We start from the raw sequence: 13,499 nt of genomic DNA, 5'->3' as shown, positions 1-13,499 counted from the left end.
CAAAGCTGGAAAGGACCGTAGACTAGGAGGTTTTCGGGTATTGCTGGACTCAGTTTATAAAAACGGTGATCCCAGCAAAGGTGGGCGCCCACCTTACGATGCGGTACTAATGTTCAATCTGTCCGGTGATCAAGCAGAGTTCCAAATTCGGGATCGCTATAGCTTTTGTCGTTTTCTTGGGCTGAGCCAGGAGGGTAAGGTACCCGATGCCAAAACGGTTTGGGTATATCGTGAGTGCCTGAAAAAACGGGGCCTTGCTGATAAACTCTTTTCAGAGCTGTTGATCCAGATTGATGCAGCAGGCTTCAGTGCTCGCAAGGGATAGATTGTAGATGCCGCTATCGTTCCAGTACCCAGGCAACGTGATACGCGAGAGGAAAATAGGCAAATCAAAGATGGGGGCAGCCCTGAGGCATGAGGTGATAACAAGCCGCCAGAAGAATGTTGAAGCCCACTGGATCATGAAGCATGGCAAAACCCACTATGGGTACAAAAACCACATCAGCATAGACCGGAAGCAGAAGGTTATTCGCAAATACGCCATCACATCAGCTGAAGTTCACGATAGCCAAGTCTTCGAGGAACGGCTGGATGAGAACAACAGTAAGATGAGTGTCTGGGCTGGTTCTGCTTACCGCAGTCAGATTTATCGCAGGTCGACACGCAAACGCCCCCTGAATGAACGGGAGCAAGAGGCCGACCGAAAATGATCAAGAGTTCGGGCTCGAGTTGAGCACGTGTTTGCTCAGCAGACCAATCGACTGGTGCATAGCACCGGGCAAGTCAGGGCCGGTGTGAAGATACCGGGGTCTCCTGATTTGCTAGAGACTGTTGGCCTTTGTCGGTTTTTTAGAGGTTCTCTAAAGATATTATCTGGGAGATACTATGAATGAAACCGACACTTTCTCTCTCTCGGGGTCTCTGGCCATGCAGGTGAAGGCGGCTATCCTGGTGCTGCTTTTCCTGATCTCTTCCCCGTCTTTTGCGGAGGAACCGGTGCAGGTATCCGGCTATGGTGTTAAATCTTGTGAAGATTATATGAAGGTGACTGCAGCTGCAGAATTTGGGCAGGAGAGTATGATTGCTCACTACCTGAACTATCAGGAGTGGCTGGCCGGATTATCCACCGGGCTCTCATTGGCAACCGGGATGGATGTGCTGCATGGCGTGAAGATCAAAGGGGTGATGCGGCGAATTCTGGTCTATTATGATGACCATCCCACGGATGATTTTTTTACTGCCAGCATGGATTTGATCAAGATTCTGAATGGTCTTAAATAGTGTTATAATGTTGATAAACCTTGCTGCGCAAAGATCCGGTCGGATCTCCTTTATACGTTATTACAGCCAAAAATCAGCAAGTTATACCAAACAGCCGTCCAGCATTAACGGGTAGTGGCTTCTGCTAGGCTTGATGTTGAAATACCACGCAGTTCGGTAATCGTCTGCAGGATGATTCCAAGATAAGCGGGCTCGTTACGCTCTCAGCGATGGGCCTGATCCGGCTGGCCGGGAGAATTAGTCTCGAGCAGCAAGGCGTCCAGCGGTAAATGGCTGATAAATTTGTGTAGTCATTTTGCATTAGGATAAGTCACTGGCCCGCCGAAATCCAGCAAGAACCCCATCCCGATAAGCCGTTCTGCCTGCTGTTTGCTACCGGAAAAGCTGTGGAGAAGACCGGTAATGCCCGGGAAATGGCGCCGGATATTAATTGTCTCCTCGACCGCTTTGCGGGCGTGAACAATCACCGGGAGTCTATAGCGAAGGGCGAGCTCCAACTGTTGCTCAAATAGCCGCATCTGCCCTGTCTGGATTCTCAATAAAGAAATACAGTCCGCACTCGCCGATGGCTACCGGTTTTTCCTGCCTTAGCCAGAGTTCGAGGTTCTCTATATCTCCCGCCTGATGAGATTCCATAAACGTGGGATGAAGACCATAGGCGGGATAGAACCGGGTGTGGCTGTTACACAGCTGTCTTACCCTTGGCCACCATGCTGCTTTGATTGCCGGCACCACATAGACCCATCTCCATGGTGCGCACCAGCATCTGCTCGCGATCGAGCAGTGGATTGTCCTGGTGACAATGGCTATCGATCAGGTGCATCAACACTCTCTTTAATTCCACTGAGAAGGCTATCGAATGACCACTTTAGTAGCATGGTTGCATCCATAGCATGGTTGAATCACTGCATGTTACTCTCCGTTTCATAAGACAATAGTATCAGTTGAAGGTAGCCATGAAAATCGTTTCGTTCAATACCAATAGCATACGAATGCGCGAACATCAGTTGGCGGCCCTGAAAGAGCTGCATGATCCGGATATCATCGGCATTCAGGAGACCAAGGCTCAGGACCAGGACTTTCCCGTTGGGATGATTGAAGAGCTGGGCTACAAGGCCCATTTCTTCGGCCAAAAGACCCATTATGGTGTGGCTCTGTTATCAAAGCAGGAGCCTTTGTCAGTACAGAAAGGCTATCCTTCCGATGCGGATGATGTGCAGCGGCGGTTGATTAGTGCGGTCTATGAGACGGCTTCCGGTGAGACGTTGACGGTGGTCAATGGTTACTTCCCCCAGGGTGAGAGTCGTGATCACCCGATAAAATTTTCCGCCAAGAAAAAATTCTATGCCGATCTTATGAGCTATCTTAATAATAGCTTCACCCCGGATGAGAAGTTACTGGTGATTGGTGATATGAACATAGCGCCTCTGGATCAGGACATCGGCATAGGAGCGGACAATGCAAAACGGTGGCTGCGCACAGGTAAATGCAGTTTCCTCCCGGAGGAGAGGGAGTGGGTGGCATTACTGATGGATTGGGGGCTGGTTGACACCTACCGGGAGCTCTATCCGGATGTCGATGATCAGTTCAGCTGGTTTGATTATCGTAGCAAGGGATTCGATCGTGATCCCAAACGCGGTTTGCGTATTGACCTGATACTGGCGACCCAGTCGCTGAATAAGCAGTGCCGTGGGGGTGGCATTGCTCATGTGCTCAGAGGGATGGAGAAACCTTCAGACCACTGTCCGATATGGGCTGAATTTGATATTTGAATTGTACCCAAGCAATACCCTATTTGAGAAATACCGGGAACCGGCATGCATGAGAGTGGGCTTTTTCTAAATGATTGGAAAGAAGCGGAGATTGAGCTTCTTAAGGATCAGTTTGACCTAGTTGATGCAGCGCTTTCAGAGGTTGAAATACTGCTTGCCTCATACTCCAGGGATGCCTTTTGTGGTGAGGCTTTTGTGCTGTTTTGTAGAGGTGGAAAGCTGTACGAAATTAATGCCAGCCATGACTCGACAGATGGCTTTGAAGGACAATGGGAGCCGGAAGAGGCGCCGCTCGCCGCGCTTAGGTACCGGCTTGAGCGAGGACGTCTTGGCCAGCGTCCCGATGGTAGAAATATTTTTGCCGATGAATTGATCTTTCTTCTGCTGGAACTTGAGGCCGAGGGTTTTAATTGAACCAGAGGACATTACCGTTTGCCTTCTGTCTGGAGTGTGTGATTTTGAATAAGTACTTTTGGCATCGTTTTTTTATCGCATTACTGCTTTTGATCTCTCTGGACCTGCAGGCTGAAGAGGCTTGTCTGAAGCGGGTGTTTAACCAATATTGCCTTGATGGTGAGATCGCCAGACTACAGCAGCTGAATCCCGCCTTTATTCATCAACGATCTGAAGGTGACCGCTAGCGTTGATCTATGCAGAAGGCCGGGAACGTGTCTATGTCACGGCCTACAAGGGAAGAATTTATAAAGTTCTCCGACAGTTTAAACTTGCCACCCGGGTCAAATTTACCGAATTGAAGAAGCTGCTGAGCGGGAAATACGGCCTAGCGGAACAGTTTAGCCTATGCAAAGGGCTGGCCTCTCAGATAGGCTCTATCCGGCGTGGAGAGGGTAAGTCGCTGGATGGCAAGCAGCATCAGAGCATGGATGACGGTTACTGAAACGTTATTTTCTTATCTCCGTGAATTGTAAATTCTCAATAACACCGTACAGATGCTTGCGACAGGGTATGGCGCCACTAGGCGTACAGGGATGTATTCACAGCGTCATTTGGAAATAGGCCCGCCACACCCTAGAGCACACGAACGTCCTGGAAGTTTACCGTGAGTCCCGTGGTGAAAAAGGCGTCTCTAAGCGGGCAATAACCATCGGTTGCAAGTGGATCTAAAGCCTGAAGCGGCCTCGTACAGCGATAACTCTTTTTTCCATCCATTCCAGTGCCACCCGGTGCAGTGGGGTGGCGAACAGCCAGCTTAGTGCAATTACCCCCAGTGATGTTGCGCCAACAATCTCATCAGTAAGCCAGTGGGCGCCGCTCATGAGTCGTGGCACCGTCATAATCACCATGATGAAGAACGCCAGCAGACCATGGGTCAGGGGCAGATAGAAAACAGCGAAGCCGGCAGCGAGCAGCAGTACCAGCCCGTGGTCTCCCGGGAAACTGTCTTCGGAGAGATCTTTTGTCGAGATATCGGGGACCAACTGTGAAAGTCGCAAGGCTTCCTGAAAATCAACCGTAGCACTTGGCCGCTCGATGGGAATCATTTTTCCGATTTGCATCATCAAAACCACCGTTAGAACCATCATTAAACCAATGGCTATATAACGACTGAGATTTTGCCGGTCCCGACAGAGTGCCTTGTGGGCAAAAATCAAGGTGATGGAGAGGGCTGCGACCAGATCAAATGCGCGGTTATTGGCTATGGCCCAGAGGGTTTGCCAGCTTTTATTCCAGCTAAGCGAATTGTTCATGGCCCAGAAGGTACGTATATCAAGATCCATCCAGAGCGAGCGTGTGGGCTCGAACAACCAACTGGCGAATAGTAGCAGCGCCGCTATATTGCTGCATGCCAGGATGAGAAGGTGCCACGCTTTTGCGTTAATTGATGACAATTCGTTACTCCAATTCTGCAATCAGGGCATCTCCGGATTCGGAGATCCCTTTCATTCGTAGCATTCTGATACTGTTTTTCAGGCCGGGTTCACCGATTTCGGTCAGTTCGATGCAAAGAAAGTTGGGGGTATAGCCACTCCAGCGTTGTTTGTCTGAGTTGTCGGCTCCCTCGGTCAGTACAGGAAAATGGCGGCCGGTGTAGCTTTCCTGGGTCTGACTTTTCAGTCGGTTGCCCAGTTGGTGCATCTGTTCACTCCGCGTGCGGATCAATTCTCTCGGTAACGCATCAGGGAGTACGGCAGCTCGAGTGTCCGGACGGGATGAATAGGAAAAAATATGCAGATGGCCAAAACTTATCCGTTCGACGAATTTCAGGGGCCGGTTCCACTCATCTTCAGTTTCGCCAGGAAACCCGACAATGATATCGGTGGTGAGATTAAAATCGGGGATCTGCTGCCGGACCTCTGTTACCAGCCCCTCGAAGTCGTCTGTTTTACAGCGCCGGGCCATCCTGCGCAACACTGTGTCAGCACCGCTCTGTAGAGGCAGGTGCAGGTGAGGTATGAAACGGGTGTTATCGAACAGAGACCAGAACTGCCCGGGAATATCCCAGGGCTCAACAGCACCTGGGCGCAACAGGGGGATATCGGTATCGGCGAGTATGGCTTTGACCAGCTCATAGAGATCGCTACCAGTGTCACTGCCGTAGCCTCCGATATGGACACCGGCGAGCACTACTTCCTGTATGCCTCTGGTCGGGAGCCTGTTTACCTCATCTACTACATCGGGAATCGGTCGTGAGCGCTCTTCTCCCCGGGCGACAGTGATGATACAGAAGGTGCATTGATAGCGGCAGCCATCCTGAATCTCGATGAAGGCGCGCTGCCGTCCCCGGCTGAGCAGGCTGTTCTCTTCCGGGATTGTCACTATTGCAGGCATCGAGTGGAGATCGGATTGATGATTTGTAATCTCTACCAGATCAACACCTTCTATCTGGGTATCGGTAACCGGGTTGAGCGAGGTATAGCAGCTGCTTACTACCAGTTTTGCATGGGGGTTCTCACGGTGTACTTTGTGCATCAGCTTACGGGATTTACGTACCGCCTCGCCGGTTACGGCACGGGTGTTGACTACCACCAGATCGGCATCCGACAGATCCTGGGTAATTTGATGACCCTGGGCCTGAAAATCCCTTGACCAGGTTTCCAGTTCCGCCTCGTTGAGGTGGCAGCCGAGTGTTTTAAGATGGACGCGCATAGGATAAATTGGTTGGTGTGTAGTCTGGTGCGCAAGTTTACGGCTGTGGATGGTGGATGCAAGTATGAAAAGAGATATTTTCCGACATCTGGATTGACGAGAAATGCAGCATGGAGAGGCTCACCTTTTGATACACTCTGTTGCATATTATATAACCCATCCGATTCAGGCTCCGGGAAAAAATAAGTGACCTTACAAGATATCTTTACGCATATTGGCTTGATACTCCTTGGCGGGTTGGCGCTGACTCTGTTAGTCGCGATCGGTTTGTGGGTGCGTCAGTCGGGGATGCGCCGTGAACTGACAGAGGCCAGGGAGAGAGAGGGGTTGGTTCTCCATCAGCTTGAAGTTTTGTTACGCGACCAGGAGCATGTGCTGGTTCATGAGATGGCGGGAGAACGGGAGGCAAGACATGAAGAGGTTCACCAGTTTCAACAGCAGCAATTGCAGCGGATTTCAAAACTCCATCAGGCGCTTGAACGTCGCTTTGGTGAGATGCAAAAAGAGACCTCCGGTGATTCTTCCGACCTTAAGCTGGAGCTCACAGAGCGCTTTGAGCGCTTTGAGCGCACTCTGACCCAGACCATAGCAGATAATCGCCTAGCACAGCAGGAGGGGCTGGCGCGGGGTATCGAGGGAATTGGGCGGCAGCTTACCGAAGGTTTGTCACGCAATGCCGGTGAGCTTGGGAAGCGGGTCGAGGCGCTGACCGAGTCCACTGACCAGCGTCTGCGAGAGATCAGCGGGCAGGTGGAAAAACGGCTGGCTGAGGGCTTTGAAAAGACCACCGAGACCTTTACCCGAGTGCTTGAACATCTGACCCGCATCGATGAAGCGCAGAAACGGATAACCGAACTCTCCACCAATGTGGTGAGCCTCCAGGAGGTACTGGCAGACAAGCGCTCCCGCGGCGCCTTTGGTGAGGTTCAGCTCAATGCACTGGTGAGCAATCTGATGCCTGAAACAAGCTTCTCCCTGCAACACACGCTGAGTAACGGAACCCGGGTCGATTGCATGCTATTTCTACCGGACCCCACGGGGAATATCGGTATCGATGCAAAGTTTCCCCTGGAGAGTTTCAGGAAGATGGCGGACACGGAGTTGGCCGAGGGCGATCGCAAGCGGGCCGCGGGCCAGTTTCGTCAGGATATTCGGAAGCATATCGCTGATATCGCTGGTAAATACATTATTCCGGAAGAGACCTCTGATGGTGCCGTGATGTTTATTCCTGCTGAATCGGTATTTGCTGAGATCCATGCTCACTATCCGGATTTGGTGGAGGAGGCCTACCGTCGGCGCGTCTGGCTGGTTTCACCCACCACGATGATGGCGGTACTGACCACCGCCCGCGCGGTACTGAAGGATGCTGCTACCCGGGAGCAGGTGCATATTATTCAGCAGCATCTGAATATGCTTTCAAAGGACTTCGGGCGGTTTCAGTCACGCATGGATAAGCTGGCATCCCATATTCGCCAGGCCCACAAAGATGTGGATGACGTCAATATCTCGGCCCGCAAGATCAGTGACCGCTTTGGTCAGATAGAGAAGGTGGAGCTGGATGAACCGCCCCAGGCGCTACTGGAGTCACAGGAAGAAGATGGAGCGGTTAGCGAGCACTCTGATTGAATCGACATGGTGTTGATTTTAAAAAGAGAACCGCGGAGACGTTTCTTGTTTTCTCTGGGTCTTATGTGAAGCACGAGAGCCAGAGGGAATTTAGAGTAGACGTTTCCTAAAGACACTGAGTAGTCGTCCCTGAAGTATCAGGCTGAGGATCTGGTTCCTTGAAATTTTTAGATCTGATTCTCGGCCCATATTTTGAATAACCATTCGATTTCCCGCTAACATTATCCAAGCACAATAAAATCAAGCCAACAACTTGGCTAAATTGTCACCAATGAATTATACATAAACACATGATAAATATGAATTAACAAGCTATTTAGTCGACCCTGAAATATTCATAACGTAATGATTTATGTAAAATAAGCGTCTAAATTTGATAAAATAAACGTCCGTGAAAGGGGTAAAAGCAGAGAAAAACTGGACGAAACAGAGGTGGATAATTGAGCAAAGCCAAGACAGCCAATCCCAACCAGCAAAGTTTCCTGCACCAGAACTTACTGGATCAGCTGAACCCCAAGCATCCACTTTTGCTATTGGCCAGACAGATAGACTGGTCATATTTTGATGCTGAATTTGCCCCGCTTTATTCTCATCTTGGAAAGCCCTCAAAACCCATCTGCCTAATGGTGGGTCTCTCGATACTCAAGCATCTGGAAGACCTCAGTGACGAGGTTCTGATTCAACGCTGGATACAAAATCCCTACTACCAGAGTTTTACGGGTGAGATCGAATTCCAATGGCAACTTCCTTGTGACCCCTCCGACCTGACTTACTTCAGAAAGCGTATTGGCAACGAAGGTTTTGAAAAGGTCCTGGCTACCTCTATCGCCTTACATCAAGAAAAGGCGATCGAAGATGAAATGTGTATCGACACTACCGTACAAGAGAAAAACATTACCTTTCCAACTGATGCAAAGCAGTACCGAAAGATACACGGGCAGTTACTCAAGATGGCCCGAGCAGAAGGTATCGTGCTCAGTCGAAGCCATGAGAAGGAAGTAAAAATTCTCAAGCTCCCCACCCGATTTGCCACACATCCGAGGAATCGTAAAAAGGCACGTAAGGCCGTCAAGCGATTAAAGACCATCAGCGGCCGATTACTGCGTGAAATACAGCGTAAGATGACCGGAGAACAACAGAAATTCTATGCAGAAAAGTTCGCCCTGTACCAGCGCATGCTGAATCAGAAGCGTGCTGATAAAAATAAGTTGTACAGCCTACATGAACCTCATATTTACTGTATGAGCAAAGGCAAGGCCCAGCAGCGTTATGAGTTTGGCACCAAGGCATCAATTACCACCACAAGGGACGCGGGCATTGTGATTGGTGCCCTGGCTTTTGAGAAGAATGTATTTGATGGTCACACCGTACCTGAGGTCTTGGCACAGGTGAAATGTCTCATCAATCGAGTACCCAAAGTGGGTATTGCTGATCGAGGTTATCGGGGCAAATCAAAGGTTAATGACACCCAGATAGTAACGCCAAAGGCTGCTAGGAAGAATACCTCAGGAGAAGCCATGGCATTAGCCAGAAAACGTTTCAGAAGACCAGCTGGCATTGAGCCTATGGTCACTTAAAGAGTGACCACAGGCTAAAAAGGAACTTTCTTAAAGGCTTTGCCGGGGATCAGATTAACTTGCTTATGGCGGCGGCTGCCTTCAACTTCAGAAAATGGATGAGGGAGGTTCTTTTTGTGCTGAAAAATATCATGTCCATACTGTTGTTCCTGTTTGCAAAACAGAAACAATAGTATTATTAAGTGCCTGGAATGAATATTTCAGGGTCGACTATTTATGATAGAATATTTTGTAAGAAAATCCCCTCTTCACCATCAAAACCTCGCAAATATGAAACCACAAAGCTCGGATAACAGTACTGATTCATTCCGTTCACAACTTTCTCAGATCTTAAACCTTTCGCTCCCATTGGTGCGGTTATTCCGAGAAGATGAACAGGGAAAAACTTGAAGCTGACATTGATGTCATTTACAACGAAAGCGCTGGCTAGCCCCGTTACCCACTCGTTTACTGGCGGGCTTGCATTACCTCAAGTACACTTTTAATGAAAGTGTTGTGAAACGCTGGGTTGAAAACCCGTATTGGCCGTACTTTTGTGGATTTCAATACCTGCAACACGAACTCTCCTTACTTTCCTGCAGCCTGATTCGTTGGCACAGCCGAGTCGGTAGTAAGTTTGACGCGCTGTTTGAAGCAAACCATCGAGCTAGCTTTGAAGACTAAGGAGCCTCTGATCAATTCATGAATTGGTGTCTGCGGTTCAAAAGAGAGTGTAATCCCCCCATTTATAACCTGAGTTTTAAATAGAGGGTTAAGCTGCCTTTAGCAGTTGCCTCGGAGGTACTCCTCCCAATGGCCATATGTGGCCTTTCGTTATTGTATTGCCAAAGCCACTGAGTGGCTAATAACCGGGCATGCGCAATGCTCTCAAACGGGTGCATGTCCAACCATTCATGCCTCGCTGTGCGGTTAAACCGCTCAATACAGGCATTCTGTGTCGGCTTGCCCGGTTGGATATACAGCAAGGTAATTCGGTGCGCATTCGCCCAGTTCACCAGGGTTTGACCAAGATACTCTGGCCCGTTGTCACACCGCAGTGCCGCTAGTTTTCCACGCCACTCAATGATTTGCTCTAGCGCCCGAACCACGCGCGATGAGGGTAGTGATAAATCCACCGACCAGACTTGGTTCTTTGCCTTGGGTGGATTGCCCCCCGAACACTAGACCAGTGGTATGTTAGGTTTTCCTCTACCTGAGGAGAACCAGGATGAAGAAGGGACATTTTTCAGATGAGCAGATCGTGGCTGTACTGCGCGATGCAGAGGCAACAACGGCCGTAGCGGCAGCACGCAAACACGGCGTATCGGAGCAGTCGATCTACCGTTGGCGCAACAAGTATGCCGGGATGGAAGTTTCAGATGTGCGGGAGCTAAAGCGAGTCAAGGATGAGAACATGCGGCTCAAAAAGCTGCTAGCAGAACGTGACCTGGAAGTAGAGGTCATGAAGGAGATACAAGCAAAAAAGTGGTGAGCCCCCGCGCGAAGCGCGCCATGGCATTGTTTGCTATTGAACGGGGCCTTAGCCAAAGGCGAGCAAGCTGGCTTTGTACGACACCGCGATCGGGGCTTCATTATAGTTCAAAACGAGAACGTCGTGACCGGCATCTGTCGGCCGCGTTGCGTGTAGTGGTGCGGGAGGATCCCAGTTGGGGCTATCGTTTATCAGGCACCTATCTGCGGCTCAGAGGTTGGCAGGTAAACAACAAACGCGTATATCGACTCTGGCGGCTTAATGGTCTGTGTTTGCCGCCTTATCGCCCTCGACGGAAGATTCGCACTGGGGTAAAACTGGAGGGATTGGCGCTACGACGGAATGATGTGTGGGCATGGGATTTCGTACATGACCGCTATCATGACGCAGAGCCTCTGCGGTGCTTGACGGTCAAGGACGAAGCAACCGGTTATTGTCTGGCAATCAAAACTGGTCGATACCTACAGAGTCAACACGTGAAAGCGGTGCTACGTGAATTAATCATTCGCTACGGAATTCCCCGAGCCATTCGCAGCGACAACGGAGCTGAGCTGTTGGCCTTCGTACTGCGCGAGGAACTGGAAAAGGATGATATTAAGCTAGCCAATATTGAACCGGGAAAACCCTGGCAAAATGGCAGCAATGAAAGCTTCAACGGCATTTTCCGCAAGGAGTGTTTAAATGCAGAGATATTTGGTAGCCTGACCGAAGCCAGAGTTGTTATTGAACAGTGGCGTTGCCGATATAATGAGCGGCGACCCCACAGTTCACAACACTACGTCACGCCAGAGATGGCGTATTTTGGATTACGTGAAATGCGGAGAACCTAACAAGCCAAGTGGCCATAGAATGGGGGCATTTCATGGGCACATCCTGACCTTCCCCCAGAAATAGAGCCATGACAAGGATGAGATTTCCAATTAGTCTGTATGTTAGGAGATCTCAACATGAAGAAGAAGCGTTACAGCGAAGAGCAAATTATTGGTGCCATCAAGCAGCATGAGTTAGGGGTAAAAGTTGATGACATTTGTCGTCAGTTCGGCATTTCAACCGGGTGCTTTTATAACTGACGAAGTAAGCACGCCGGGATGGATGTCTCAGAAGCCAAACGGCTCAAAGAGCTTGAAAGCGAAAACAACAAGCTTAAGAAGTTACTTGCCGAGAAAATGCTTGAAGCTGAGGTGATGAAGGATGTGCTCTCAAAAAAGTGGTAAAGCCTGCTGATAGAAAACAAATCGTGAGCTACCTTAAGTCGCGGTTCAAATTAAGTGAGCGTAGAGCTTGCCAATTAGTAGGCTTAAGTAGAACCGCTTTTCGGTACGTTACTCAATGGGTAAAAGATGAGCCTCTACGCAAACGGTTACTTGAGCTGGCAAAGAAGCTCCGAGTTATGGTTATTTGTTTTTACATGGCCTCCTGAGAGGAGAGGGGCTTGTGAAAAACAAGAAGCGGACCTACCGAGTCTATAACGAAGAAGGTCTTCAAGTGAGGACTAAAAAACGCAAGAAGATAATACGACCAAGAATACCGATGATTATGCCCATTGGTAAAAATATACGCTGGTCAATGGATTTTGTCAGTGATCAGTTGGCTAATGGTCGCGGCTTTCGAGTATTTAATGTGATTGATGATTACTCAAGAGAAGTTATTGGCCAGCTCTCTGACTTCTCGATCAATGGTCACCAGGTCGCTCGTTTTTTAACTCAGGTGATTGAGCTAAGGAGCGCTCCGGATCAAATAATCTGCGACAATGGTACTGAGTTTACTAGCAAGGCGATGTTCTACTGGCAAAAAGAAAGTGGCGTTAAGCTAGGTTTTATTCAGCCAGGTAAGCCTACTCAGAATGCGTTTGTAGAAAGCTTAAACGGTAAATTCAGAAATGAATGCTTAAATCAGCATTGGTTCAGGTCCATTGATGACGCTAGACATGAAATTGATCAATGGCGAGAGCACTACAATCACGTGCGGCCTCATAGCGCATTAAATTATTTGTCACCTGTGGCCTTTGTAAATAGGGCCGCTTGGAATGAATTATCTCATCCAAGTCTTGGTATTAAGATGGGGGGAAGGTCAATGGGGGCAGCCCTGAGGCATGGGGTGATAGCAAACGCCGACAGAAGAATGTTGAAGCCCACTGGAACCATGAAGCATGGCAAAACCCATTATGGGTACAAAAGCCACATCCGCATAGACCAGAAGGATAAGGTCATTCGCAAGTACGCCATCACATCAGCAGAAGTTCACGATAGCCAGGTCTTCGAGGAACGGCTGGATGAGAACAACAGTAATGGCAGTGTCTGGGCTGATTCTGCTTACCGCCGTGTAGAACAGGACATCGCTTTACCGGGGTGCGCATTACCGCAGTCAGATTCATCGCAAGTCGATACGCAAACGCCCCCTGAATGAACGGGAGCAAGAGGCAAACCGAAAACGATCAAGAGTTCGGTCTCGAGTTGAGCACGTGTTTGCCCAGCAGGCCAATCGACTGGTGCGTAGCATCGGGCAAGTCAGGGTCGGTGTGAAGATGGGTATGATGAATTTGGTGTACAACATGCGTCAATTGATGTGGCTGGCCGGATGAAGCGAGGTATGGATATGGATGTTGCCAGAAAAATGAGCGTGAAGATACCGGGCTCTCCTGATTTGCTAGAGACTATATGGCCT

The 13,499-nt window shown here is 49.5% G+C and carries 17 protein-coding genes and 4 pseudogenes; 15 read left to right on the top strand and 6 right to left on the bottom strand.

The annotated features are described in order from the left end of the window. Positions 1-109 precede the first annotated feature (109 nt). From MN084_RS18315 to MN084_RS18305, 3 genes are all read left to right on the top strand, one after another. A complete protein-coding gene (locus MN084_RS18315; protein ID WP_330178230.1) occupies positions 110-325 on the top strand; it encodes a transposase in 216 nt (71 codons plus the stop codon). Positions 326-395: 70 nt separating this feature from the next. Next, positions 396-710, top strand: coding sequence for a transposase (locus tag MN084_RS18310; RefSeq protein ID WP_241085464.1), 315 nt, complete (start codon positions 396-398; stop codon positions 708-710). Positions 711-885: 175 nt separating this feature from the next. After that, a complete protein-coding gene (locus tag MN084_RS18305; protein WP_241085465.1) occupies positions 886-1,281 on the top strand; it encodes a hypothetical protein in 396 nt (131 codons plus the stop codon). Between the two features lie 290 nt (positions 1,282-1,571). Here the strand turns inward: MN084_RS18305 and MN084_RS18300 are convergent, their stop codons facing one another. The 3 genes from MN084_RS18300 to MN084_RS18295 are packed head-to-tail and all read right to left on the bottom strand — an operon-like array spanning position 1,572 to position 2,125. Continuing rightward, entirely contained in the window at positions 1,572-1,799 is a 228-nt protein-coding gene (locus tag MN084_RS18300) for a TatD family hydrolase (RefSeq protein ID WP_330178229.1), read from the bottom strand. After that, on the bottom strand, positions 1,786-2,013 hold the full coding sequence (locus MN084_RS20135; protein ID WP_445083862.1) for a TatD family hydrolase: 228 nt from the start codon (positions 2,011-2,013) through the stop codon (positions 1,786-1,788). The genes MN084_RS18300 and MN084_RS20135 overlap by 14 nt, the downstream gene beginning before the upstream one ends. Beyond that, positions 1,964-2,125 (bottom strand): hypothetical protein, encoded by a 162-nt coding sequence (locus MN084_RS18295; RefSeq protein WP_241085466.1) that lies wholly within the window; start codon positions 2,123-2,125, stop codon positions 1,964-1,966. Before MN084_RS18295 ends, MN084_RS20135 begins: the two co-directional genes overlap by 50 nt. A 112-nt stretch (positions 2,126-2,237) precedes the next feature. Between MN084_RS18295 and xthA the strand changes: the two genes are divergently transcribed. Genes xthA through MN084_RS18275 form a run of 4 tightly spaced genes read left to right on the top strand, consistent with a single transcriptional unit; the run spans position 2,238 to position 3,951 of the window. Continuing rightward, on the top strand, positions 2,238-3,053 hold the full coding sequence (gene xthA / locus MN084_RS18290; RefSeq protein WP_241085467.1) for an exodeoxyribonuclease III: 816 nt from the start codon (positions 2,238-2,240) through the stop codon (positions 3,051-3,053). Between the two features lie 45 nt (positions 3,054-3,098). Then, positions 3,099-3,467 (top strand): hypothetical protein, encoded by a 369-nt coding sequence (locus MN084_RS18285; RefSeq protein ID WP_241085468.1) that lies wholly within the window; start codon positions 3,099-3,101, stop codon positions 3,465-3,467. 44 nt (positions 3,468-3,511) lie between these two features. Then, positions 3,512-3,694, top strand: a complete 183-nt coding sequence (locus tag MN084_RS18280; RefSeq protein WP_241085469.1) for a hypothetical protein — start codon at positions 3,512-3,514, stop codon at positions 3,692-3,694. Positions 3,695-3,696: 2 nt separating this feature from the next. Continuing rightward, a complete protein-coding gene (locus MN084_RS18275; protein ID WP_241085470.1) occupies positions 3,697-3,951 on the top strand; it encodes a hypothetical protein in 255 nt (84 codons plus the stop codon). Positions 3,952-4,174: 223 nt separating this feature from the next. Here MN084_RS18275 and MN084_RS18270 read toward each other — a convergent pair whose 3' ends face one another. Both MN084_RS18270 and MN084_RS18265 read right to left on the bottom strand, forming a co-directional pair. Further along, entirely contained in the window at positions 4,175-4,792 is a 618-nt protein-coding gene (locus MN084_RS18270) for a phosphatase PAP2 family protein (RefSeq protein WP_330178228.1), read from the bottom strand. Positions 4,793-4,907: 115 nt separating this feature from the next. After that, positions 4,908-6,161 (bottom strand): MiaB/RimO family radical SAM methylthiotransferase, encoded by a 1,254-nt coding sequence (locus MN084_RS18265; RefSeq protein ID WP_241085472.1) that lies wholly within the window; start codon positions 6,159-6,161, stop codon positions 4,908-4,910. 186 nt (positions 6,162-6,347) lie between these two features. Between MN084_RS18265 and MN084_RS18260 the strand changes: the two genes are divergently transcribed. The 3 genes and pseudogenes from MN084_RS18260 to MN084_RS18250 form a co-directional block, all read left to right on the top strand. Beyond that, on the top strand, positions 6,348-7,787 hold the full coding sequence (locus tag MN084_RS18260) for a DNA recombination protein RmuC (protein ID WP_445083861.1): 1,440 nt from the start codon (positions 6,348-6,350) through the stop codon (positions 7,785-7,787). 440 nt (positions 7,788-8,227) lie between these two features. After that, positions 8,228-9,537: pseudogene (locus MN084_RS18255) on the top strand (IS5 family transposase). Positions 9,538-9,799: 262 nt separating this feature from the next. Further along, a pseudogene (locus tag MN084_RS18250) lies at positions 9,800-9,979 on the top strand (transposase); the annotation flags it as partial. 136 nt (positions 9,980-10,115) lie between these two features. Here the strand turns inward: MN084_RS18250 and MN084_RS18245 are convergent. Next, positions 10,116-10,479, bottom strand: a pseudogene (locus MN084_RS18245) (integrase core domain-containing protein); the annotation flags it as partial. 92 nt (positions 10,480-10,571) lie between these two features. Between MN084_RS18245 and MN084_RS18240 the strand changes: the two are divergent. The 5 genes and pseudogenes from MN084_RS18240 to MN084_RS18220 all read left to right on the top strand — a co-directional run bounded on the left by MN084_RS18240 (position 10,572) and on the right by MN084_RS18220 (position 13,416). Continuing rightward, complete coding sequence (locus MN084_RS18240; RefSeq protein WP_241084966.1) at positions 10,572-10,835, top strand: transposase; 264 nt, start codon at positions 10,572-10,574, stop codon at positions 10,833-10,835. A gap of 20 nt (positions 10,836-10,855) precedes the next feature. Continuing rightward, the gene (locus tag MN084_RS18235) at positions 10,856-11,665 is read left to right on the top strand and encodes an IS3 family transposase (RefSeq protein WP_241085474.1); all 810 of its coding nucleotides are present in this window, start codon (positions 10,856-10,858) and stop codon (positions 11,663-11,665) included. A 117-nt stretch (positions 11,666-11,782) separates the two neighbouring features. Continuing rightward, positions 11,783-12,857 (top strand): annotated as a pseudogene (locus tag MN084_RS18230) (IS3 family transposase); the annotation flags it as partial. 36 nt (positions 12,858-12,893) lie between these two features. Beyond that, positions 12,894-13,241 carry a transposase gene (locus tag MN084_RS18225; RefSeq protein ID WP_330178569.1) on the top strand — a complete coding sequence of 116 codons (348 nt, stop codon included), beginning with the start codon at positions 12,894-12,896 and terminating at the stop codon, positions 13,239-13,241. Then, positions 13,204-13,416, top strand: a complete 213-nt coding sequence (locus tag MN084_RS18220; protein ID WP_330178568.1) for a hypothetical protein — start codon at positions 13,204-13,206, stop codon at positions 13,414-13,416. Before MN084_RS18225 ends, MN084_RS18220 begins: the two co-directional genes overlap by 38 nt. The last annotated feature ends 83 nt before the right edge of the window (positions 13,417-13,499 follow it).

The organism is Candidatus Vondammii sp. HM_W22 (genome assembly GCF_022530855.2).
Taxonomy (GTDB): domain Bacteria; phylum Pseudomonadota; class Gammaproteobacteria; order Chromatiales; family Chromatiaceae; genus Vondammii.
This window is presented reverse-complemented; position numbering and strand designations above follow the sequence as displayed.